The 22,394-nt window shown below is 62.8% G+C and carries 21 protein-coding genes; 9 read left to right on the forward strand and 12 right to left on the reverse strand.

All coding sequences use genetic code 11. The annotated features are described in order from the left end of the window. The 10 genes from ACF8Q6_RS04700 to ACF8Q6_RS04745 all read right to left on the reverse strand — a co-directional run. Nucleotides 1-440 (reverse strand): PAAR domain-containing protein (locus ACF8Q6_RS04700; protein WP_392498385.1); only part of this gene is annotated, 440 nt, incomplete at its 3' end. A 466-nt stretch (nt 441-906) separates the two neighbouring features. Beyond that, nucleotides 907-1,875: a peptide ABC transporter ATP-binding protein gene (locus tag ACF8Q6_RS04705; RefSeq protein WP_003255261.1), complete on the reverse strand. Its 969-nt coding sequence runs from the start codon at nt 1,873-1,875 to the stop codon at nt 907-909. Beyond that, nucleotides 1,875-2,843 carry an ABC transporter ATP-binding protein gene (locus tag ACF8Q6_RS04710; RefSeq protein ID WP_392490896.1) on the reverse strand — a complete coding sequence of 323 codons (969 nt, stop codon included), beginning with the start codon at nt 2,841-2,843 and terminating at the stop codon, nt 1,875-1,877. The genes ACF8Q6_RS04705 and ACF8Q6_RS04710 overlap by 1 nt, the downstream gene beginning before the upstream one ends. A 10-nt stretch (nt 2,844-2,853) precedes the next feature. Further along, nucleotides 2,854-3,780 carry an ABC transporter permease subunit gene (locus tag ACF8Q6_RS04715; RefSeq protein ID WP_003255259.1) on the reverse strand — a complete coding sequence of 309 codons (927 nt, stop codon included), beginning with the start codon at nt 3,778-3,780 and terminating at the stop codon, nt 2,854-2,856. A gap of 10 nt (nt 3,781-3,790) precedes the next feature. Continuing rightward, nucleotides 3,791-4,801 carry an ABC transporter permease subunit gene (locus ACF8Q6_RS04720; RefSeq protein ID WP_003255257.1) on the reverse strand — a complete coding sequence of 337 codons (1,011 nt, stop codon included), beginning with the start codon at nt 4,799-4,801 and terminating at the stop codon, nt 3,791-3,793. Nucleotides 4,802-4,892: 91 nt separating this feature from the next. Beyond that, nucleotides 4,893-6,503 (reverse strand): ABC transporter substrate-binding protein, encoded by a 1,611-nt coding sequence (locus ACF8Q6_RS04725; RefSeq protein ID WP_392498387.1) that lies wholly within the window; start codon nt 6,501-6,503, stop codon nt 4,893-4,895. A gap of 78 nt (nt 6,504-6,581) precedes the next feature. Then, nucleotides 6,582-7,961: an OprD family porin gene (locus ACF8Q6_RS04730; protein ID WP_392493670.1), complete on the reverse strand. Its 1,380-nt coding sequence runs from the start codon at nt 7,959-7,961 to the stop codon at nt 6,582-6,584. A gap of 228 nt (nt 7,962-8,189) precedes the next feature. Continuing rightward, the gene (locus ACF8Q6_RS04735) at nt 8,190-9,782 is read right to left on the reverse strand and encodes an ABC transporter substrate-binding protein (RefSeq protein ID WP_392498389.1); all 1,593 of its coding nucleotides are present in this window, start codon (nt 9,780-9,782) and stop codon (nt 8,190-8,192) included. Nucleotides 9,783-9,928: 146 nt separating this feature from the next. Next, nucleotides 9,929-11,554: an ABC transporter substrate-binding protein gene (locus tag ACF8Q6_RS04740; RefSeq protein WP_019750529.1), complete on the reverse strand. Its 1,626-nt coding sequence runs from the start codon at nt 11,552-11,554 to the stop codon at nt 9,929-9,931. A gap of 380 nt (nt 11,555-11,934) precedes the next feature. Next, nucleotides 11,935-12,651: an SIMPL domain-containing protein gene (locus ACF8Q6_RS04745; protein ID WP_003255248.1), complete on the reverse strand. Its 717-nt coding sequence runs from the start codon at nt 12,649-12,651 to the stop codon at nt 11,935-11,937. A gap of 202 nt (nt 12,652-12,853) precedes the next feature. Here ACF8Q6_RS04745 and ACF8Q6_RS04750 point away from each other — a divergent pair, with 202 nt between their 5' ends. The 7 genes from ACF8Q6_RS04750 to ACF8Q6_RS04780 all read left to right on the forward strand — a co-directional run bounded on the left by ACF8Q6_RS04750 (nt 12,854) and on the right by ACF8Q6_RS04780 (nt 18,566). Continuing rightward, a complete protein-coding gene (locus ACF8Q6_RS04750; RefSeq protein WP_014589781.1) occupies nt 12,854-14,110 on the forward strand; it encodes an ATP-binding protein in 1,257 nt (418 codons plus the stop codon). Continuing rightward, on the forward strand, nt 14,110-14,670 hold the full coding sequence (locus tag ACF8Q6_RS04755; protein WP_003255244.1) for a response regulator transcription factor: 561 nt from the start codon (nt 14,110-14,112) through the stop codon (nt 14,668-14,670). Before ACF8Q6_RS04750 ends, ACF8Q6_RS04755 begins: the two co-directional genes overlap by 1 nt. A 108-nt stretch (nt 14,671-14,778) precedes the next feature. Continuing rightward, complete coding sequence (locus ACF8Q6_RS04760; RefSeq protein WP_392490538.1) at nt 14,779-15,858, forward strand: serine hydrolase domain-containing protein; 1,080 nt, start codon at nt 14,779-14,781, stop codon at nt 15,856-15,858. Then, entirely contained in the window at nt 15,855-16,151 is a 297-nt protein-coding gene (locus ACF8Q6_RS04765) for an amidase (RefSeq protein WP_392490537.1), read from the forward strand. The genes ACF8Q6_RS04760 and ACF8Q6_RS04765 overlap by 4 nt, the downstream gene beginning before the upstream one ends. A gap of 44 nt (nt 16,152-16,195) precedes the next feature. Then, nucleotides 16,196-16,777 carry a YceI family protein gene (locus ACF8Q6_RS04770; protein ID WP_003255241.1) on the forward strand — a complete coding sequence of 194 codons (582 nt, stop codon included), beginning with the start codon at nt 16,196-16,198 and terminating at the stop codon, nt 16,775-16,777. A gap of 1 nt (nt 16,778) precedes the next feature. After that, nucleotides 16,779-17,936, forward strand: coding sequence for a phosphatidylserine/phosphatidylglycerophosphate/cardiolipin synthase family protein (locus ACF8Q6_RS04775; RefSeq protein ID WP_003255240.1), 1,158 nt, complete (start codon nt 16,779-16,781; stop codon nt 17,934-17,936). A 51-nt stretch (nt 17,937-17,987) separates the two neighbouring features. Beyond that, nucleotides 17,988-18,566, forward strand: coding sequence for a DJ-1/PfpI family protein (locus ACF8Q6_RS04780; RefSeq protein WP_003255238.1), 579 nt, complete (start codon nt 17,988-17,990; stop codon nt 18,564-18,566). A 30-nt stretch (nt 18,567-18,596) separates the two neighbouring features. Here the strand turns inward: ACF8Q6_RS04780 and ACF8Q6_RS04785 are convergent, their stop codons facing one another. Further along, nucleotides 18,597-18,995, reverse strand: coding sequence for a nuclear transport factor 2 family protein (locus ACF8Q6_RS04785; protein ID WP_003255237.1), 399 nt, complete (start codon nt 18,993-18,995; stop codon nt 18,597-18,599). A gap of 115 nt (nt 18,996-19,110) precedes the next feature. On the opposite strand from ACF8Q6_RS04785, the gene ACF8Q6_RS04790 reads away from it, so the two are divergent. Together ACF8Q6_RS04790 and ACF8Q6_RS04795 are read left to right on the forward strand one after the other, a co-directional pair. Next, nucleotides 19,111-19,701, forward strand: coding sequence for a GNAT family N-acetyltransferase (locus ACF8Q6_RS04790; protein ID WP_003255235.1), 591 nt, complete (start codon nt 19,111-19,113; stop codon nt 19,699-19,701). Then, a complete protein-coding gene (locus ACF8Q6_RS04795) occupies nt 19,698-20,570 on the forward strand; it encodes a carbon-nitrogen hydrolase family protein (protein WP_392490536.1) in 873 nt (290 codons plus the stop codon). The genes ACF8Q6_RS04790 and ACF8Q6_RS04795 overlap by 4 nt, the downstream gene beginning before the upstream one ends. 119 nt (nt 20,571-20,689) lie before the next feature. Here ACF8Q6_RS04795 and ACF8Q6_RS04800 read toward each other — a convergent pair whose 3' ends face one another. Next, on the reverse strand, nt 20,690-22,213 hold the full coding sequence (locus ACF8Q6_RS04800) for a fumarate hydratase (protein WP_012051284.1): 1,524 nt from the start codon (nt 22,211-22,213) through the stop codon (nt 20,690-20,692). Nucleotides 22,214-22,394: the final 181 nt, after the last annotated feature.

Below are 22,394 nucleotides of genomic sequence, written 5' to 3' on the forward strand. Positions count from 1 at the left end.
ATGATGACGTTCTCCGAACCACCGGAAATGGTGGCGCCGCAGGTCAGCTTGTCGCCCTTGCGCGCGGCGGCGACGCTGTTGATGAAGACGTTGGTCGAGCCTTCGGCAATCTGCACCGGCCCCGGGTGCTTGTCGCAGGCACCGATGCTTTTTTCGACGCGGGCGGCCTTGCGGCTGTTGATGAACACGTTGGGTGAGGCAGTGGTTATCGTCCCTGAGGGGGACGAGAACATACTGCCTATCGCCTCTCCGGCGGCGGTCAGCAAGCTGCCCCCGATGCCGGCTGCGAGGCCGGCCAGCAAAGCCACGCCGAACCCGCAGGTGAACGTGGCGATGGCCACCGTGGCCACCAGCGCAATCCCCAGGGCGGCCCCGATCAGGAAGCCCCCCAGCGCGCTGGTGTGCGATATCTCGTCGCCGAACCTAGCCGCTTCGAACATGAGGGGTTACTCCTGTTCGCCAGATACGGGACAACGTGCGACCCGGTCGAGTCGATCCATGATCATGGGCATCTCCCTGAAATGCACGGTGAGCGTTTCAATCCAATTGCCGTGTAATCTTCCGTGAAAGGTGTCAAGTAAATAGACCCGTGCGCCGCTCTGTCAACGATGCGAAAGCCAAGTATGGCAAGGGTTATGCGCGGTTTAGCGTGGTGTCATAGAGCCACGTCCCGGGAGTTTTCTGGGTTGTAGAGAGGGGAGGGGCTTTGCGCACGAAGTCTGAATTTTTTTGAGTTTCAGAGGCGCCTGTCAGAAAAGTCGTAGTTGTTGGAGGAGTTGCACTCAGCTCAGTAATGCATCATTCCTTATCAGCGTTTCGATGAAGGGGACCGAAGACTGGAGCAGTTCACACTACCCCGGCAGCCTCATCGGCTTTCTCGTCCCCTTCGCGTATCACCTCACAAGATTAGAGAAATTGCTCGGCATAGTGACAAGCCACCTGCCGCGTACTCACCTGCCTCAGCGCCGGCACCTCCTTGGCACACCGCTCGGTCGCATACGGGCAGCGTTTGTGGAAGGCACACCCATCCGGCGGGTTCAGCGGGTTGGGGAGCTCCCCGACGATACGAATCTTCGGCTTCAACGGGTCTGGATGAATCGCCGGTGTCGCCGACAGCAGCGCCTGGGTATAGGGATGCAGCGGCTTGTTGTAGATGTCCTCCTTCGGCCCCATCTCCGCCGGCCGCCCCAGGTACATCACCAGTACCTGATCCGCCACATGCCGCACCACCGCCAGGTTGTGCGAGATGAACACGTAGGCGGTGTTGAACTCCTTCTGCAGATCCATGAACAGGTTCAGCACCTGCGCCTGAATCGACACGTCCAGCGCGGAGGTCGGCTCGTCGGCCACCAGCACCTTGGGTTGCAGCATCATCGCCCGGGCCAGGGCGATACGCTGGCGCTGGCCGCCAGAGAACATGTGAGGGTAGCGCTGGTAGTGCTCGGGGCGCAGGCCGACCTGCTCCATCATCTTCTGCACCTTGTCCCGGCGCTCGGCCTTGCTCAGCGAGGTGTTGATCAGCAGCGGTTCGGCCAGTTGGTCACCGATTTTCTGCCGTGGGTTGAGCGAGGCGTAGGGGCTCTGGAACACCATCTGCACATCGCGGCGCAGTTGTTTGCGCTCTGCCTTGCTGGCGCCCTTCACCTCGGTGCCGGCAATTTGCAGCGAGCCGGACGACGGCTCTTCGATCAGGGTCAGGGCGCGGGCCAGGGTCGACTTGCCGCAGCCCGACTCGCCGACCACGGCCAGGGTCTTGCCGGCCTCCAGTTCGAACGACACGCCATTGAGCGCGCGCACCAGCGCATGGCCCTTGAACAGCCCGCGGGAGACTTCGTAGTGCCGGGTCAGCTCCCGGGCAGATAGAACGACGGCCATCACGCCACCTCCTGGTTCAGCGGGTAGAAGCAACGCACCAGGCTGTGGGCCTGTGGGTCGAGGGGCGGGCGCTGGCGCCGGCAATTGTCCTGTACATAGGGGCAGCGTGGTGACAGCAGGCAGCCGACCGGGCGGTCGTAGCGGCCGGGGACGATGCCAGGCAGTGTGGCCAGGCGCTCGGCGCCAATGCTGTGCTCGGGGATCGCGGCGAGCAGGGCTTCGCTGTAAGGGTGGGCGGGCACATCGAACAGTTCTGGCACCTGGCCCACTTCCACGGCTTGGCCGGCGTACATCACGCATACCCGCCTGGCGGTTTCGGCGACCACGGCGAGGTCGTGGGTGATCAGGATGAGCGCCATGTTGCGCTCCTTCTGCAGGTTGACCAGCAGTTCCATGATCTGTGCCTGGATGGTCACGTCGAGGGCCGTGGTCGGTTCGTCGGCGATCAGCAGCTTTGGCTCGCCGGCAATGGCCATGGCGATCGCCACACGTTGGCTCATGCCGCCTGACAGCTGGTGCGGGTAGGCATCCAGTCGGCTTTCGGCGGCCGGGATCTCGACCTTTTTCAGCAGCTCCAGGGCACGCTGGCGCGCTGCCTTGCCCTTCAGGCCCAAGTGCTGGCGGAGCACTTCTTCGATCTGGTAGCCAACGGTGTAACTGGGGTTGAGCGCGGTCATCGGGTCCTGGAAGACCATGGCGATGTCCTTGCCCACCACCTTGCGCCGCTGACGGCCGCTGAGCTTGAGCATGTCGGTGCCGTCGAAGGTGAGGGCGTCGGCGGTGATGCGCCCGGGGGCATCGATCAGGCCCATCAGGGCCATCATGGTGACCGACTTGCCCGAGCCGGACTCGCCGACGATGGCCAGGATTTCGCCGGCATCCACCGCCAGGTCCAGGCCATCGACCACCGGTACCGCATTGGCGTCGCCGAAGCGCACATTCAGGTTGTTGATCTGCAACAGTGACATGGCGTTCTCCTCAGGCGGCGTTCTTGAGTTTCGGGTCCAGCGCATCGCGCAGGCCGTCGCCCATCAGGTTGATTGCCAGCACACTGAGCAGAATGGTCAGGCCGGGCAGGCTTACCACCCACCAGGCGCGCTCGATGTAATCCCGGGCCGAAGCCAGCATGGTGCCCCACTCGGGGGTTGGCGGCTGTACGCCGAGGCCGAGGAAGCCCAGTGCGGCGGCGTCAAGGATGGCCGAGGAGAAGCTGAGCGTGGCCTGCACGATCAGCGGTGCCATGCAGTTGGGCAGCACGGTGACGAACATCAGCCGGGGCAAGCCGGCGCCGGCCAGGCGGGCAGCGGTGACGTAGTCGCGGTTCAGTTCGCCCATCACCGCGGCGCGGGTCAGGCGCACGTAGGACGGCAGGGAAACGATGGCGATGGCGATCACAGTGTTGATCAGGCCTGGGCCGAGGATGGCGACGATGGCCACGGCCAGCAGCAGTGACGGCAGCGCCAGCATCACGTCCATCAGGCGCATGATCGACGGGCCGAGCAACTGCGGGAAAAAGCCGGCCAGCAGGCCAAGGAGAATGCCCGGGATCAGTGACATCACCACTGACGACAGGCCGATCAGCAGCGACAGCCGTGCACCTTGAATCAGCCGCGAAAGCAGATCACGGCCCAGTTCGTCGGTGCCCAGGATGAACTGCCAGGTGCCGCCTTCCAGCCACACCGGCGGGGTCAGCAGGAAGTCGCGGTACTGCTCGCTCGGGTCATGCGGGGCGACCCAAGGCGCGAACAGCGCGCAGAACACCACCAGGCACATGAAGGCCAGGCCCATCACCGCGCCCTTGTTGCGCGCGAAGGCTTGCCAGAATTCTTTGTACGGGGAGGGGTAGAGCAGGCTCTGGTCCACCGGGCTGGCCGGTGAAACGGATTTTGTAATCGGGCTAGTCATGGCAAGGGCCTCAGCGCTGATGACGGATGCGTGGGTTGGCCAGGCCGTAGAGGATGTCCACGACGAAGTTGACCAGAATCACCAGGCAGGCGATCAACAGGATGCCGTTCTGGACCACGGGGTAGTCACGGGCACCGATGGCTTCGATCAGCCATTTGCCGATGCCCGGCCAGGAAAAGATGGTTTCGGTCAGCACTGCACCGGCCAGCAGCGTGCCGACCTGCAGGCCGAACACCGTCAGCACCGGGATCAGCGCATTGCGCAGGCCATGGACGAACACCACACGGGCCGGCGACAGGCCTTTGGCGCGGGCGGTGCGGATGTAGTCTTCGCGCAGTACTTCAAGCATCGACGAGCGGGTCATGCGGGCGATCACCGCCAGCGGGATGGTGCCGAGCACGATGGCCGGCAGGATCAGGTGCATCACAGCGTCCTTGAACGCGCCTTCTTCATCGCTGAGCAGGGTATCGATAAGCATGAAGCCGGTTTTCGGCTCGATGTCGTAGAGCAGGTCGATGCGCCCGGATACCGGGGTCCAGCCAAGGCTCACGGAGAAGAACATGATCAGGATCAGGCCCCACCAGAAAATCGGCATCGAGTAGCCGGCCAGTGATATGCCCATGACCCCGTGGTCGAACAGCGAACCGCGCTTGAGTGCGGCGATTACACCGGCCAGCAGGCCGACGACGCCGGCGAACAGCAGGGCGGCGAAGGCCAGTTCCAGGGTGGCCGGGAACAGGGTGAGGAACTCGCGCCACACGCTTTCGCGGGTGCGCAGCGATTCGCCAAGGTCACCTTGGGCAAGTTTGCCGACGTAGTCCAGGTACTGGACCGGCAGTGGCTTGTTCAGGCCCAGGCGCTCCATGGCCTGGGCATGCATTTCGGGGTCGACCCTGCGCTCGCCCATCATCACTTCCACCGGGTCGCCGGGGATCAGGCGTATGAGCGCGAAGGTCAGCAAGGTGATGCCGAAAAAGGTCGGTATCAGCAGGCCAAGGCGCCGGGCAATAAAACTCAACATTGTCGGGGTTACCTCATCAGGCCGTGGGGCGATCAGCCCGGTACGGCAGAGCCGCCGGTCCCCGTGTGGGTGGCCGGCGGTCGTTGTTGTTCTACTTCACCTTGGTGGTGGCGAAGTTGTTGTTGGTCAGAGGGTTGATCACGTAGCCCTCCACGTTGTCACGCATGGCGGTGAACATCTTTGGATGAGCCATGCTGATCCAGGGTTGTTCGTCATCGTACACTTTCAATGCCTCGTTATAGAGCCTTGCACGCTCGTCGTTGTCGATCACTTCGCGGGCGCGGCTGATCAGCTCCTGGAACTTGGGGTTGCACCAGCGCGCATAGTTCTCGCCACTTTTCGCTGCATCGCAACTGAGCAGCGGGCTGAGGAAGTTGTCCGGGTCGCCGTTGTCGCCGGCCCAGCCGGTGGACACCAGGTCGGCTTCGCCGTTCTTCGCCCGGCGCAGCATCTCGGCCCATTCCATGACGCGGATATCCAGCTTGAGGCCGATCTGTTTGAGGTCGGCCTGCAGCATCTCTGCGGACAGGCGCGGGTTGGGGTTGGTCGGGCCGCCGCCGTTGCGGGTGAACAGGGTGATTACCGTGCCCTCGGGCACACCGGCCTGGCTGAGCAGTGCGCGGGCTTTATCGAGGTCGCGCGGTGGGTTCTGGTTGTGGGTGTTGTAGCCGATCATGGTGGGTGGGTAAGGGTTTACACCTACCAGCGCGTTGCCTTTGCCAAACAGTTGGTCGACATGGGTCTGGCGGTCGAAGGCCATGTTGATGGCTTTACGCACGCGCACGTCGTTGAGGTATTTGTGCTGGGTATTCATGGCGATGTAGCCGGTGACCAAGGCCTCGATTTCTTCAACCTTGAGTTTCGGGTCTTGCTTGATCGACGGCACGTCATCGGGCTTGGGATAGAGCGCCACCTGGCACTCGTTGGCGCGCAGTTTCTGCAGGCGCACGTTGCTGTCGATGGCGATGGCGAACACCAGCGCATCGGCCGGCGGCTTGCCGCGGAAATAGTCCGGGTTGGGCTTGAAGCGGACCTGGGCGTCCTTGTTGTAACGCTGGAAAATGAAAGGGCCGGTGCCGATCGGCTTGCTGTTCAGCTCGGCTGTCTTGCCAGACTTGAGCAACTGGTCGCCGTATTCGGCGGAGTAGATCGAGGTAAAGCCCATGGCCATGTCGCGCAGGAACGGCGCTTCCGGTCGGCTGAGGGTAATCACCACGGTGTGCTCGTCAGCCTTGCTGACCGACTTGAGCAGTTCCTTGAACCCCATGCTCTCGAAGTACGGGTAGCCGACGCTGGTCTTGTCATGCCAGGGGTGGTTCGGGTCGAGCTGGCGATTGAGGCTCCACAGCACGTCATCGGCGTTGAAGTCACGAGTGGGCTTGAAGTAGTCGGTGGTGTGGAACTTCACCCCCTGACGCAGATGGAAGGTGTAGGTCAGGCCGTCGGCTGAAATGTCCCAGCGCTCGGCCAGGGCCGGCTGGATCTCGGTGGTGCCGGGTTTGAAGTCGACCAGGCGGTTGAACACTGTCTCGGCCGAGGCATCGGCGGTGACTGCGGTGGTGTACTGGACGATGTCGAACCCTTCCGGGCTGGCTTCTGTACACACCACCAGCGGTTTGGCCGCCAGTTGCGTGGCGCCGCCCAGAAGCAGCGCGACCAGGGCTAGGCGCAACGGCCGCGATTTCATGAAAGCTCTGTGCATGTGTTGAAAACTCCCTGCTTGCATTGGTTCCAGCGTAGCCGCCCCGGCCCGCAGCGAAACGGGCCAGGGCGCCGACGGTCAGAGAATGTTGAACGGAATGGTGGTGACCACGCGGAACTCGTCCAGGCTGCCATCGCCCTGGGCCTTGCTGGCGCGATGGGTGGTGTAGGTGGCGCGGATGCTGGTGTCTTTCAGCGGCCCGCTCTGCAGCGCGTAGCTGGTGCCGATACCCCACTCGTAGTGGGTTTCGCCATCCAGGCCATTCACGTCGTAGGCAGTGCCGCGGTAGTGAGTGCCGTCGATACCCCAGCCGCGGGCGTTGTACAGGTTGAACTTCAGGCCAGGTACGCCATAGGGCGCCATGTTCAGCACATAGGAAATCTGCAGCGATTTCTCGTTGGGGCCGTTGAAGTCCGACAGCAGCGAGTTGGCCAGGAAGATGCCGTTGGTTTCGTGCAGGTAGTCGAAGTACTCATTGCCGTTGACCTGCTGCCAGGAGGCGCTGAGGGTGTGGGCCTGATGGGTCAGGCCCAGTGACAGGCTGTAGGTGTCGTTGTCGATCTTGCCCATTTTCTGGCTGCCGGCGTCGACGGTCTTGTAGTAGTTCAGGCCGGTGCTCAGGCTGAGCACTGCGCTGTCGCCGAGCACATGGTTGGCGCCGAAGTAGTACTGGTTCCAGAAGTCGTCGACCTTGGTGGCGTACAGGCTGGTACTCAGGCTCTTGAACGGCTGGTAGTTGATGCCGGCGGTGCTGGCACGGTCGGTTTCCACGCCGGTGGCGCTGTACTCGCTGCGGAACTTGCTGAGGCTCTGTTCGGTACGTGGCGAGACGCGGTCGAAGGTGCCCAGGTCGAGGCTGAGATTGTCGAATTCAGCGCTGTGCAGGAACGCGCCCTGGAAGCTCGAGGGCAGGGCGCGGTTGCCGATGTAGGCGATCATCGGCGTATCCACCGACTGGCGGCCAAGGGTAAGGGTGGTGTTGGACACGCGCGCCTTGATATTGCCCAGGCCCAGTTTGCTCCACTGGCCGACGGGGTCGCCATCGCTGTGGGTGAGGGTGCGGTTGTTGGGGCCGGCGATGGCTTCGCGGCTCTGCTGCAGGGCGATGGCGTTGTAGCCGGCAGCCTCGACGGCGAAGCCCACGGTGCCCTGGGTGAAGCCGGAGCTGTAATTGAGGATGGTGCCCTGGACCCAGTTTTCACGGCTGTGGGTGTCGTGGCGGGTGCCGTCGTTCTTGTAGTACTTCCACAGTGGCGCGCGTGCGGCACGTTCACGGGCGTACCAGTTGCGGGTGCTGCCGGACAGGCTTTGGCCGTCGATGAAGCCGCTGGCTTGCGCTTGCTCGCTGCTGCTTTTGAGGGTGAGCGGGAGGTAATCCTGGCTCTGCGGATCTGCCTGGGCCACCGTGGATAAGGCACCGATGGATAACGCCAGTGCGGTCAAGGTGAATACTTTCAAGGTTAAAGCTCCCTTTCTTTTCTAGTTATGGCCGGCCTTGTGGGCCGGGTGATTGCTGCGGTGTTGCCAGGGGTGCCGCGGGATCGCCGGGCAGAATCGGGGCGTTGTGTTGGCCGTTCTGGCCTCGTCGCGGGCAAGCCCGCTCCCACAGGTAGGGCGCAGTGTCCGAACCTGTCGAGATCCTGTGGGAGCGGGCTTGCCCGCGAAGAGGCCGGTACTGGCTAACGCTTAATCAACACTCACACCGGAAAAATCATTGCGCCCAAACGGGCTGACCTTGAACTGGGAAACCTTGACGCTAAGCGGCTGGCTCACGGTGGAATGCGCCACCGGCGTAATCGGTACCTGCTGCTTGAGCCGCTGCTGGGCCTGCTGGTACAGGGCGGTGCGTTGCGTACGGTCGGTCACTTGCTTGGCCTGCTTGACCAGGCTGTCGTACTGCGGGTCGCACCACTGCGAGTAATTGTTGCTGCCGATGGCATCGCAGCTGTAGAGGGTGCCCAGCCAGTTGTCCGGGTCGCCGTTGTCACCGGTCCAGCCGATCAGGGCGATGTCGTGCTCACCGTTTTTCATGCGCTTGAGGTATTCGCCCCATTCGTAGCTGACGATGCGTACCTTGAAACCGAGTTTGCTCCAGTCGGCCTGGAGCATTTCGGCCATCAGCTTGGCATTGGGGTTGTACGGGCGCTGCACCGGCATGGCCCACAGGGTGACCTCAGTGCCAGGTTTGACACCGGCCTGCTGGAGCAGCTGTCTGGCCTTTTCGGGCGCGTACGGGGCGTCCTTGATGCTGTCGTCATAGGACCACTGGGTTGGTGGCATGGCGTTGACCGCCCGTTGGCCGGCGTCCTGATACACCGCCTGGAGGATGGCTTTCTTGTTGACCGCCATGTCCATTGCCTGGCGCACTTCCAGGCGGTCGAATGGCGGGTGCTGGGTGTTGTAGGCGATGTAGCCGAGGTTGAAGCCTGGTTGCTGGAGCACCTGCAGTGTGCTGTCGGCCTTGAGCGCCGGCAGGTCAGCCGGGCGGGGGTGCAGGGTGACCTGGCATTCGTTGCGGCGCAGCTTCTGGATGCGCACCGACGGGTCGGTATTGATCGAGAACACCAGGTTGTCGATCTTCACCTCGTTCGCTGCCCAATAGTCCTTGTTGCCCTTGTAGCGGATCTGCGAATCCTTCTGGTAGCGCTGGAACACGAACGGCCCGGTACCGATAGGCTGCTGATTGATGTCGCTGGGGCGTCCACTGGCCAGTAGCTGTTCGGCGTATTCAGCGGAGAGGATGGAGGCGAAACTCATGGCCAGATTCTGGACGAACGCGGCATCGACGGTGTTCAGGGTGAACACCACGGTCAATGGGTCGGTCTTCTCGACGCGGGCGATGTTCTTGTCCAGGCCCATGCCGTTGAAATAGGGAAACTCGGTAGGGTAGGCCTGACGGAACCGATGCCCCTTGTCGAGCATGCGGTTGAAGGTGAACAGCACATCGTCGGCGTTGAACGTGCGGCTCGGGCTGAAGGCCTTGTTGCTGTGGAACTTGACCCCTTCACGCAGGTGGAAGGTGTAGCGCAGGCCGTCGTCGGACACCTCCCAGCGGGTCGCCAGGGCCGGCTGCACGGCGGTACCGCCACGTTCGAACTCGACCAGGCGGTTGTAGATGGGTTCGGCGGCGTCGTTGTCGGTGGCGCTGGTGTACTGGGCGGTGTCGAAACCGGCGGGGCTACCTTCAGAGCAGAACACCAGGTTATTGGCGAGCAGGACCGGGGATTGGCTGATCAGGCCCAGGGCCAGCAGCGCGGAAAGGCAGGTAACGTGGCGCATGGCAAATCCTTTTTCATCTGTTCGCGCCGCCTCCGGGTACGAATGACGGCAACAGTTCGCCGACCCCGTAGCGTATGGCCGCAGGACGACATGAAGAGGTGATGGGGGTGAAGGGCACCCGCGATTCAGCGGGTGCCTCAGTCAGCCTACTTGTCCACGCTGACGCCGTAGAAGGCGTTCAGCGCGAACGGGCTGATCTTGAAGTCCTTCACCTTGGCGCTCATGGGCTGGTAGACAGTGGAGTGGGCGATCGGGGTGATCGGTACCTGCTCCTTGAGGATATGCTGCGCCTTCTGGTACAGCTCGGTGCGCTTGGCCTGGTCGGACGTGGCCTTGGCCTGCTTGATCAGGTCGTCGTAGGGCTTGTAGCACCACTTGGAGAAGTTGTTGCCATCGACGGCATCGCAACCGTAGAGGGTACCCAGCCAGTTGTCCGGGTCACCATTGTCACCGCTCCAGCCAATCAGCATGGCACCCTGTTCGCCACCTTTGGAGCGCTTGATGTACTCGCCCCATTCATAACTGACGATCTTCGCCTTGATACCGATCTTGGCCCAGTCGGACTGGAGCATTTCAGCCATTAGTTTGGCATTGGGGTTGTACGGGCGTTGCACGGGCATGGCCCATAAGGTGATTTCGGTGCCTTCCTTGATGCCGGCTTCCTTGAGCAGTTGCTTGGCTTTCTCGGGGTCGAAGGCGGCGTCCTTGATGCTGTCGTCATAGGACCACTGCGTGGGCGGCATGGCGTTGACCGCCAACTGGCCGGCGCCCTGGTACACCGACTCGATGATTTTTTTCTTGTCCACGGCCATGTCCAGCGCCTGTCGGACTTTCAGCTGGGCCATGGGGTTGGCTTCGTTGCTGCCCTTGATCTTGTCCATCACGTTGTAGGCGATATAGCCGAGGTTGAAACCGGCCTGCTGCGGCATTTGCAGGTTCTTGTCGGCTTTTAGCGGCTCGATGTCGGCCGGGCGTGGGAACAGGGTGACCTGGCACTCGTTCTTCTTGAGCTTCTGCATGCGCACCGAGGCGTCGGTGGTGATGGCAAAGATCAGGTTGTCGATCTTCACGTCCTCGGGCTTCCAGTAGTCCTTGTTGCCCTTGAAGCGGATCTGCGCGTCCTTCTGGTATTTGCTGAACACGAACGGGCCGGTGCCGATCGGCTTCTGGTTGATGTCGGCGGCCTTGCCGTTCTTTAGGAGCTGGTCGGCGTATTCGGCGGACTGGATCGAGGCAAAGCTCATGGCCAGGTTCTGGATGAACGCGGCGTCCACCTCGTTGAGGGTGAACTTCACTGTGTGCTCGTCAAGCTTCTCCACCTTGGCAATGTTCTTGTCCATGCCCATGTCGGTGAAGTATGGAAACTCGGTGGGGTACGCCTTGCGGAACGGGTTGTCCTTGTCGAGCATGCGGTTGAAGGTGAACAGCACGTCGTCGGCGTTGAACGGGCGACTGGGCTTGAAGTAGTCGGTGGTGTGGAACTTGACCCCTTCACGCAGGTGGAAGGTGTAGGTCTTGCCGTCGTCGGACACTTCCCATTTGGTCGCCAGGCCCGGGATGACCGCAGTGCCGCCGCGCTCGAACTGGGTCAGGCGGTTGAACACGGTCTCTGCCGAGGCATCGAAGTCGGTCCCGGTGGTGTACTGCCCCGGATCGAAGCCGGCCGGGCTGCCTTCGGAGCAGAACACCAGGTTGGATGCGGCGACGGCCGACGGTGCGCCGCTGAGCAAGCCTGCACCCAGCAGGAACGGAATGACTGCGTGTTTGAGCATGGTGGCCTCATTGTTGTCATTTTTTGGATGAGGTGGCCTCGTGAGCCGACCTGCGGATACTTATGCAGGGGGTGTTCCCAATGCAACAGGTAGGAGGATAGTTGGCGTCAGAAAAGTGGTACGACCGTACATGGATGTCGCATCGGTATAACTTTTGGCGAAGTTAAACGTTTGCGTAGGCAAAATGATGGCTTTTTGCGCGATGTTTCTAGGAAGGGAAAAGCGTAGGACGCACCCTATTGGTGCGTAAGAAAGGTCTGAAAATCGTGAAAATGATGCAGTCACCCGTAGGAGCGGGTTTACCCGCGAACACGGGCGAAGCCCGTGCCATCCACCGCCGTGTCTTGCTCGCGGGCTCCCACAGATGATGCGTGGACGCCTTATGGCATCTGCACTTCGATCAGGCCATCGGCATTCATGCTCACTTCACTGGTGCCCGCCTCGATATCTGGCGCCGGTGCTGCTTCATCAGCCCCCATGGCCTTCATCGCCATCGGCGCGCTACGCAAGTACGGGCGCGGGTAGCCGCTGCTGTTGAGGTTCAGGCTCACCACTTTGTAGCCTTTGCCACCCAGCGCTTCAGTCGCCAGTTGCGCGCGTGCCTTGAAGGCATCGACCGCATCCTTGAGCAGTGCATCCTCGCTGGCCTTGCGCGTGGCCGGGGCGATGGAGAAGTCCATGCCAGCCATTTTCAGCTCTTGCAACAAATCGGCGGTAAGCTGGGACAAGGCCGGGAAGTTGGCGCTTTCAAGGCGCAGTTCGGCGCGCTCGCGCCAGCCGGTAATTTTCTGGCCCTTGCTGTCATACACCGGATAGCTGTTGCGGCTGCCTTGGCTGATCTTCACGTCCTTGACCTGGCGCGACTGCTGCACGGCCTTGTTCATGGTTTCGGTAATCTGCTTGGCGAGCTTGCCCGGGTCGCTGTTCTGCGCTTCGCTGTACAGGGTCACGACCATCAGGTCGCGCGCCACTTCCTTGCTGACTTCGGCACGCAGCGATACCTGGTTGAAACGCGGTTCATCGGCGGCCAGTGCCGGCAGGCTGGCGAGCAGGCCGCAAGACATGATCAGAGCAGCGCCGCGACGTGGGATTTGCATGTGGTACTCCTTGGCATTTGAAGGCGTGGGGGCTGGTCATCCATTCCACGCATGGCCCATAAGACCGGCAACAGTGTAGTGGGTTCAAAAGTGCCATCATGAACCTGTGACAAAGTGTGGCGCTTTGCCGCATCGCTGCAGCGAGGCGCCTGGCTTCGGTATACTCCAGCCGATTTTTCTGGAGCACTCATCAGGAGAGCTCATGCTCGCCGCCGTACAACCGTTGTCCGCTACCCGCCAGAACCTCTGGCGCCTGACCGTCATTCGGGTCTTGGTCCTGGCTGCCCAGGCCGGCTCGGTGGGCGTTGCCTACTGGACCGAACTGCTGCCGTTGCCCTGGCTGTCACTGGCCGGCACCTTGGCCTTGTCTTCGTTGCTGTGTGCCTTCACGGCCCTGCGCCTGCGGCTGTCGCTGCCCGTCACCGAAATGGAGTACGCCCTGCAGCTGGCCTGTGACCTGCTGATCCACAGTGCCTTGCTGTATTACTCCGGCGGCTCGACCAACCCGTTCGTGTCGTATTACCTGGTGCCGCTGGCGATTGCCGCGGTGACCTTGCCGTGGCTGTATTCGCTGATCCTGTCGGGCATTGCGCTGACGGCCTACAGCTTGCTGCTGGTGCAGTTCTACCCGCTCGAAGGGCTGCCGATGGCGCGGGACAAGATGCAGGTCTACGGCATGTGGCTGAGCATTGCCCTGGCGGCGGCTGTGATCACCTTCTTTGCCGCGCGCATGGCCGAAGAGCTGCGCCGCCAGGAGCAGCTGCGTTCAGAGCGGCGTGAAGAAAGCCTGCGCGACGAGCAACTGCTGGCTGTGGCTACCCAGGCCGCCGGTGCCGCCCATGAACTGGGTACGCCGCTGGCGACCATGAGCGTGCTGATCAACGAAATGCGCCAGGACCATACCGACCCGCTGTTGCAGGAAGACCTGCAGATCCTCCAGGACCAGGTAAAGCTGTGCAAAGAGACTTTGCAACAGCTGGTGCGCGCAGCCGAAGCCAACCGGCGCCTGGCCATCGTGGAGCAGGATGTGACTGCCTGGCTGGACGAGGCGCTCAACCGCTGGCACCTGATGCGCCCGGAAGCCAGCTACCGCTTCCAGCGCCTGCGCGACGGCAAGGTGCCGCGTCTGGCGCCGCCGCCAGACCTGACCCAGGCGTTACTGAATCTGTTGAACAATGCCGCCGATGCCTGCCCTGATGATCTGGAGGTCCGCCTGGACTGGGACGCCCAGGACATCGTCATCAGTATCCACGACCATGGTCCTGGTGTACCGCCAGCCATTGCCGAAGCCATTGGCAAACCTTTTATTACCACCAAGGGCAAAGGCTTCGGCCTGGGCCTGTTCTTGAGCAAGGCCAGCGTGACCCGTGCGGGCGGCTCGGTGAAACTCTATAGTCATGAACAGGGTGGCACCCTGACCGAACTGCGCCTGCCCTATGGCAAGCGAGGAGATGAATGATGAGCGAAGAAAACCAGGTCGAAAGCGAAGAGCTGCCGCACCTGCTGCTGGTGGATGACGATGCCACCTTCACCCGGGTCATGGCCCGGGCCATGAGCCGTCGCGGTTTCCGTGTGAGCACTGCCAGTTCTGCCGAAGAAGGCTTGATTCTGGCCCAGCAGGACCTGCCGGACTACGCCACGCTGGACCTGAAGATGGATGGCGACTCCGGCCTGGTGCTGCTGCCCAAGCTGCTGGAACTGGACCCGGAAATGCGCGTGGTGATCCTGACCGGGTACTCGAGCATTGCTACCGCAGTGGAGGCGGTCAAGCGCGGTGCCTGCAACTACCTGTGCAAGCCGGCTGACGCCGATGATGTGTTGGCAGCACTGCTGTCGGAGCACACCGACCTGGATACCCTGGTGCCGGAAAACCCGATGTCGGTCGATCGCCTGCAGTGGGAGCACATTCAGCGCGTGCTGAACGAGCATGAGGGTAATATCTCGGCCACCGCGCGGGCGTTGGGCATGCACCGACGGACGTTGCAGCGCAAGCTGCAGAAGCGGCCGGTTCGGCGCTGATTCTGTATTGATGATGTTGGCCTGTTCGCGGGGGAATCCGCTCCTGCAACTGTGAGCGCGGGCGTGCCCGCGAAGGGCTGCAAAGCAGCCCCCATCAAGGCGAGCACGATGAAGGTACTGTTGGTCATCCTTGCGCTGGTTGCAGGTAGCGCCAAGGCGGAGGACTGGCCTGACCTGCAGTGGCAGAACGACCCCGCCACCCTCGACTGGCAGGCCGTCGACGCTTACGCCTTTCCTGCACGCTCCCCCTCGGAGCGCAGCGGCATCCGCACGGACGCTCTGCTGATCATCCGCGACGGGCGCATCCTCCACGAGCGCTACACCGCGCCCACTCGTGCCGCCACCGCGCACCTGACCTGGTCGGTCAGCAAGAGCGTACTGGCCACGATAATGGGCGTGGCCCAGGGCGAAGGCCGCTTCCAGCTGCAAGACCCGGTCAGCCGCTTCTATCCACCCATGCGCGCCCACCCCGGCGTGCGGGTGGCCGACCTGCTGCACTGGGCCAGTGGCCTCGAGTGGCAGGAAGACTACGAATACGCGCCGCTGAAGTCCTCGGTGGTGGCCATGCTGTATACCCGTGGCCGCGCAGACATGGCCGCCTACGCGGCGGCGCGGGGTGCCGCCGCCAGCCCCGGTCAGCGGTTCCTCTACTCCAGCGGCGACAGCAACCTGCTGGCCGCCGCGCTGCATGGCATGCTTGATGCCGGGCAGTACCCCGACTACCCCTGGCACGCACTGTTCACCCCGTTGGGTATCGGCAGTGCGGTGTGGGAGCGTGACCGGGCAGGCACCTACGTAGGCTCTTCCTATCTCTACCTCAGTGCCCGCGATTTGGCCCGTATTGGCCTGCTGATGCAGCGCGACGGGCGCTGGCAGGGCCGACAATTGCTGCCCAAAGCCTGGGTCGCCTTCAACCGCACCCCGTTTGCCCAGGCCCAGGCGCTGCCTGGTGAGGCCGTCCCTGGTGGCCATTGGTGGCTCAACCAGCCGCCGGCTGGCGCCGAACGGCCTTGGCCCAGTGCACCGGCAGACACCTTCGCCGCCCTTGGCCACTGGGGGCAGGCGTTATATGTGCTGCCTGAGCAAAAGCTGGTGATCGTGCGCTACGCCGATGACCGCGACGGCAGCTATCGACACGACGAACTGCTCAAGCGGGTGCTGGCGGTACTGGCCGGGGAGGGGGCATGAAGCGGCTATTGCTGCTGGCGCTGGCAGGGCTCCTGTTCTGGGCATGGCAGGAACGCCAGGCGCTGGCGGACTTCCCCGGCATACTCTCGGCCTACTCGGCCAAGGAATACTGTTCCTGCCGCTTTGTCATGGGCTTCGACAAGGTGTACTGCCAAGGGTACGTGAAGCAGTGGCTGCCACTGAGCCTGCTGGAGGAAAACAGCCAGCAGCAGCGAGTCACCGCTGAAGGCCTGGGGCGGCGCAGCCAGGCGGCCTGGCAAAGCGTGCGTGAGGGCTGCCGCTTGCTGCCATGAATGCGGGCGGGTAAGGTTGGCGGCCTGGTTTCACGAGATCTGTCATGTTCAAGTTGCCCCGTCTGCTGCCTGCCTTATTGCTGGCTCTGTGCCTGCCCGCTCATGCCAATTGGCACCTGGATGGCGAATCTTCACGGCTGTCATTCATCACCGGCAAGAACGGCGACACCGCCGAAGTGCATCGCTTTCTGGTGTTGCATGGCACGGTCGATCGCAAGGGTATGGCCGGGTTGAGGATCGAGATGGACTCGGTGAGCAGTGGTATTCCGCTGCGTGACGAGCAAATGCGCGACAACCTGTTCGAGGTCGAGCGCTTTGCCGAGGCCACCGTGAAGGCGCAGATCGACCTGCAGCCGATCAATGACCTGGCCGACGGTGCACAGATCGAATTGCGCCTGCCGCTGACGGTCACCCTGCATGGCCAGTCGCACAGCTACAATGTCCTGTTGCTGGCCACCCGCCTGGATGCGCGGCGCTTCCAGGTGGTGACCCTTGAGCCTCTGGTGCTGCGCGCCGAAGATTTTGGCTTGCTGCCGGGGCTGGAAAGCCTGCGCAAGTTCGCCAGGTTGAAGTCCATCAACCCGTCGGTACCGGTTAGCGCGGTGCTGATCTTCACTGCGCGCTGACATGGCGGGGCCGGTCTTCCCCTGGCGTGATGGCAATCAGTTCGAACTGCTTATCGACGGCCCTGTGTTTTTTCCGCGCATGCTCCAGGCGATCATGCGTGCCGAGTTCCAGGTTGACCTGGAACTGTACCTGGTTGAGGCCGGGGCCTGTGCCGATGCAGTGGTCGACGCGCTGGAGCAGGCTGCCCGGCGTGGCGTACGGGTGCGGTGCCTGTTTGATGACTACGGTTCATTGGCCTTCAACAGCGCGTTGCGTCAGCGCCTGCTGGACGCTGGCGTGTACTTGCGCTGGTATAACCGCCTGCGCTGGAAGCGTGGCCTGCGTAACCTCTACCGTGATCATCGCAAATTGCTGCTGGTTGACGAACGTTGGGCCGTGGTGGGGGGGACGGGCGTTACCGACGAGTTCTGGACGCCCGGTGAGGCGACCAGCGAATGGCACGAAGTGATGGTGCAGATGCAGGGGCCGGTGGTGAGCGACTGGCAGTTGCTGTTTGACCGTCAGTGGCAAGCCAACAACCGCCGCACCGCCTGGCGCCCTGCTGAAGGCTTTGGCCTGCCGCGTCTGCCCAAGGTGCCTGCGCAGGGGCAGGGCATGGGCCGGGTCGCTTATGCCGACGCCCGCCAGCACCAGGACATTCTGCACGCGCTGGTACGGGCGCTGAACAGCGGCAAGAAACGGGTGTGGCTGGCCACGCCGTACTTCCTGCCGACCTGGAGTGTGCGCCGTTCATTGCGTCGGGCCGCCAGCAAGGGCCTGGACGTGCGTCTGTTGTTGACCGGTCCGCGCACCGATCACCCCTCGGTACGCTACGCCGGGCATCGGTACTACCCGCGTCTGTTGCGTGCGGGTGTGCGGATTTTCGAGTACCAGCCGTGCTTCCTGCACCTGAAGATGGCTGTGGTAGACGACTGGGTCAGCGTCGGTTCGTGCAACTTCGACCACTGGAACTTGCGCTTCAACCTTGAAGCCAACATCGAAGCGCTGGACCCGCCGTTGACAGCGGCGGTGGTGGCCAGCTTCGAGCGCGACTTCGCCCAGAGCGAAGAAGTCGACCTCGCCCACTGGCATGCGCGCCCTTTGTGGCGCAGGGTGAAGCAACGGATCTGGGGCTGGCTTGATCGGTTGGTGGTCAACTTCCTCGACCGCCGTGACTGACAGCGGCTATCGTGCAGTGACTATTCACAGTTAACCGAAGGAGTGGGCGAGATGACGGCGAAGAAAATTCTCATGCTGGTGGGCGACTACGTCGAAGATTACGAAGCGATGGTGCCGTTCCAGGCCTTGAGCATGGTGGGCCACACGGTGCATGCGGTGTGCCCGGAAAAGCTGGCGGGGCAGACCGTGCGTACCGCGATTCATGACTTTGAGGGTGAACAGACCTATAGCGAAAAGCCAGGGCACAATTTTGCCCTGAATTATGATTTCGTGCGGGTGCGGCCCGAGAGTTATGACGCGCTGCTGATCCCAGGTGGCCGCGCGCCGGAGTACCTGCGCCTGAATGAAAAGGTGTTGGACCTGGTGCGGGCGTTCGACCAGGCCGGCAAGCCGATTGCGGCGGTCTGCCATGGGGCCCAGCTGCTGGCAGCGGCAGGGGTGCTGGAGGGGCGTGAGTGCAGCGCGTACCCGGCATGTGCGCCAGAAGTGCGCCTGGCGGGTGGCACGTTCATCGACATCGCGGTGGACCAGGCGCATGTCGATGGCAACCTGGTGACCGCACCGGCATGGCCCGCGCACCCGGCCTGGCTGGCGGCGTTCCTTCAAGTGCTGGGCACGCGTATTGTCTGACAGGCTTGATTGAATTGGCTGCGGGTTGCTTCATGCAACCTGCTCAACCCAGTCATTGAGGTTGTAGTAGTTGGTCACCCGGGCAATCTTGCCACAGTGAATATAGAAGAACGCCCCCGCCGGCAGCACATAGGTTTGGCCGTTTGCCGTCGGCAGCCCTTCGTCATCGGCCAGGTATTGGCCATGCACGGTGAACTCCGCCGCCGCGCGGCTGCCATCGGCGTTCTGCATCACCACGATGTCGGCCAGGCGCTCGCGGTAGCAGCGGTTCATCTTGTCCATGAACGCGGCGAACCTGGCCTTGCCCATCTGACGCTCGCCCTGGTTGATGTCGTGGATCACGTCTTCGCTGAGCAGCGCCAGAAAGCCCGGCATGTCACCCGCGTTGAAGGCGGCGTAGTAAGCATTTACCAGTTCGGTTGCGGTCATGGAACATTTCCTGTCGTGTAGGGAAAAGGCGGGGCGTTACCTCGGATGATAGGGTTTCCCCTCAAGCCCGGCTTAGCCGAGCGCGTCATCCACATCGACAAAACGACCGCCAAACATGGAAATACGCCTGTTGCACGGTGCCGCTATCGCGCCTTACATCGATGACCTCGCTCGCCTGCGCCTTACTGTGTTCCGCGAGTTCCCCTACCTTTACGACGGCACCCCGGAGTACGAGGCCGACTACCTGGCCAACTATGCCCGCTCCGGGCGCAGCCTGGTTGTGCTGGCGCTGGACGACGGCAAGGTGGTCGGCGCCTCTACCGGCCTGCCGTTGGTGGATGTCGCGCCCGAATTCCAGCAGCCATTCCTGGCCCAGGGGCGCGACCCGGCCAGTGTGTACTACTTCGGGGAGTCGCTGGTGTTGCCGGCATACCGCGGACAGGGCCTGGGGGTTCGCTTCTTCATCGAGCGCGAGTCCTACGCACACAAACTGGCCGAGTTCGATTACTGCGCGTTCTGCGCGGTCGAGCGACCCGGTGCGCACCCGCGCCGGCCAGCCGAATACAAACCCCTGCACGGCTTCTGGCGCAACCGCGGCTTCCTGCACGACCCATCGCTGCGTACCACCTACGCCTGGCGCGACCTGGACGAGCAGGAAAGCTCCGACAAGCTGATGTCGTTCTGGCTCAAGGCACTGCCGATATGATCCGCCTGGCAGCCTGCCAGTACGCCATCGAGCTGCACGAAACCTGGGACGCCTACGCCGACCACCTGCAAGGCCTGTGCGCCGAAGCGGTGGAGGCGGGGGCACGCTTGCTGCTATTGCCGGAGTACGCCGGGCTGGTGCTGAGCGGCCAGCTGAATGCCGGGCAGCGGGAAGACCTGAAGGCTTCGATTGCCGGCATCCAGCCGCTGATCGAACCCTGGAAAGCGTTGTGCGAGAGCCTTGCCCGACGCTGGGGGATCTACTTGCAACCGGGCAGTGTGCCGGTGCTGGACGATGATGGGCGCTACCGCAACCGTGCCTGGCTGTTCGGCCCCCAAGGTGTGCTGGGTTATCAGGACAAACTGATGATGACCCGCTTCGAGCGCGAGCAGTGGGACATCGCTGCAGGCCAGGGGCTGCAGGTGTTCGAAACCGAACTGGGGCGCTTGGGCATTCTGATCTGCTACGACAACGAGTTCCCGATGCTGGCCCGCCGCCTGGCCGAGAGAGGGGTCGACCTGATCCTGGCGCCGAGTTGTACCGATACCGAGGCCGGTTACCATCGGGTGCGTATTGGTGCCCAGGCGCGCGCCTTGGAGAACCAGATTGCCGTGTTGCAGAGCCCTACGGTGGGGGTGGCGCCCTGGTCGCCGGCATTGGACGAGAATATCGGCCGGGCAGGCTTGTTCGTGCCGCCGGATCACGGGATGCCGGGGGATGGGGTGGTGGCGTTGAGCGAGCAGTTGAACCCGGACTGCAGCCAGTGGCTGGTGTGTGAGGTAGATCTGCAGGAAGTGCGGCGGGTGAGGCGGGAAGGGCAGGTATTTACCTGGCGGGACTGGCCGGAGCAGTTCGAGAGAGTCCTGTGATGACAGTGCGGCCTCTTCGCGGCCAAGGCCGCCCCCACAGGTAACGCGTAGCCTTCTGGCTTGCGCTGTACGTGTGGGAGCGGGCTTGCCCGCGAAGCCGCCGCCGCAGTTACATCAGGTTACTTCACTTCGACGGCCAGGCTTTCGGCAATCTTGCTCTGCCACAGGGCAGGGCCAGTGATGTGTACCGACTCGCCGTTGCTGTCCACAGCGACGGTCACCGGCATGTCCTTGACCTCGAACTCGTAGATCGCTTCCATGCCCAGCTCGGCGAAGGCCAATACCTTCGACTTGCGGATGGCCTGGGCGACCAGGTAGGCAGCGCCGCCAACAGCCATCAGGTACACGGCCTTGTTGTCCTTGATCGCCTCGATGGCGGTCGGGCCACGCTCGGACTTGCCGATCATGCCCAGCAGGCCAGTCTGCTCAAGGATCTGGCGGGTGAACTTGTCCATACGGGTAGCAGTGGTCGGGCCGGCTGGGCCTACCACTTCGTCACCCACCGGGTCGACCGGGCCGACGTAGTAGATGAAGCGGCCTTTCAGGTCTACCGGCAACGCTTCGCCACGGTTGAGCATTTCAACCATGCGCTTGTGCGCGGCATCGCGGCCGGTCAGCATCTTGCCGTTGAGCAGGATGGTTTCACCCGGCTTCCAGCTGGCCACTTCTTCCGGGGTGATGTCGTCGAGGTTGACGCGACGGGCGCTTGGGCCGGCTTCCCAGACGATTTCCGGGTAGGCGTCCAGCGACGGCGCTTCCAGTTCTGCCGGGCCGGTGCCATCAAGCACGAAGTGGGCGTGGCGGGTGGCGGCGCAGTTGGGGATCATGCACACCGGCAAGGACGCGGCGTGGGTCGGGTAGTCCATGATCTTGACGTCGAGCACGGTGGTCAGGCCACCCAGGCCCTGGGCGCCGATGCCCAGCTGGTTGACCTTGTCGAACAGCTCCAGGCGGATTTCTTCCAGGCGGTTCTGTGGGCCACGGGCTTTCAGTTCGTGAATGTCGATGGACTCCATCAACACTTCCTTGGCCATGACCGCGGCCTTCTCGGCGGTACCGCCGATGCCGATGCCGAGCATGCCAGGCGGGCACCAGCCAGCACCCATGGTCGGCACGGTCTTCAGTACCCAGTCGACGATCGAGTCGGACGGGTTGAGCATGGCCATCTTCGACTTGTTTTCCGAGCCGCCGCCCTTGGCTGCGACATCGACTTCCACCTTGTCGCCGGGGACGATGGAGTAGTGGATCACTGCCGGGGTGTTGTCCTTGGTGTTCTTGCGGGCACCGGCCGGGTCGGCCAGGATCGAAGCGCGTAGGACGTTTTCAGGCAGGTTGTAGGCGCGACGCACACCTTCGTTGATCATGTCGTCGACGCTCATGGTAGCGCCATCCCAGCGCACGTCCATGCCCACGCGGATGAACACGGTGACGATACCGGTGTCCTGGCAGATTGGACGATGGCCGGTGGCGCACATGCGCGAGTTGATCAGGATCTGGGCGATGGAATCGCGTGCAGCAGGCGATTCCTCACGCAGATAGGCCTCGTGCATGGCCTGGATGAAATCGACGGGGTGGTAGTACGAGATGAATTGCAGGGCGTCGGCGACGCTCTGAATCAGGTCGTCTTGCTTGATCACGGTCATGCAGCGCGCTCCTCTTAAAGACGGGAACATTCAAAAAGACGCTCGACATAGCCGACCAGCACGTCGAAGCGCCTTGCAAGGCGCCGGCAGGTCAGGCCGACGGAAAAAGGCGCGGCAGTATAGCGCGCATCGGTGCCCGGCACACCTGCGGCCGGTCTGGACCATGGTCGGCAGCGTGCAG

Source organism: Pseudomonas sp. GLN_2 (genome assembly GCF_043106005.1).
Lineage (GTDB): Bacteria > Pseudomonadota > Gammaproteobacteria > Pseudomonadales > Pseudomonadaceae > Aquipseudomonas > Aquipseudomonas alloputida.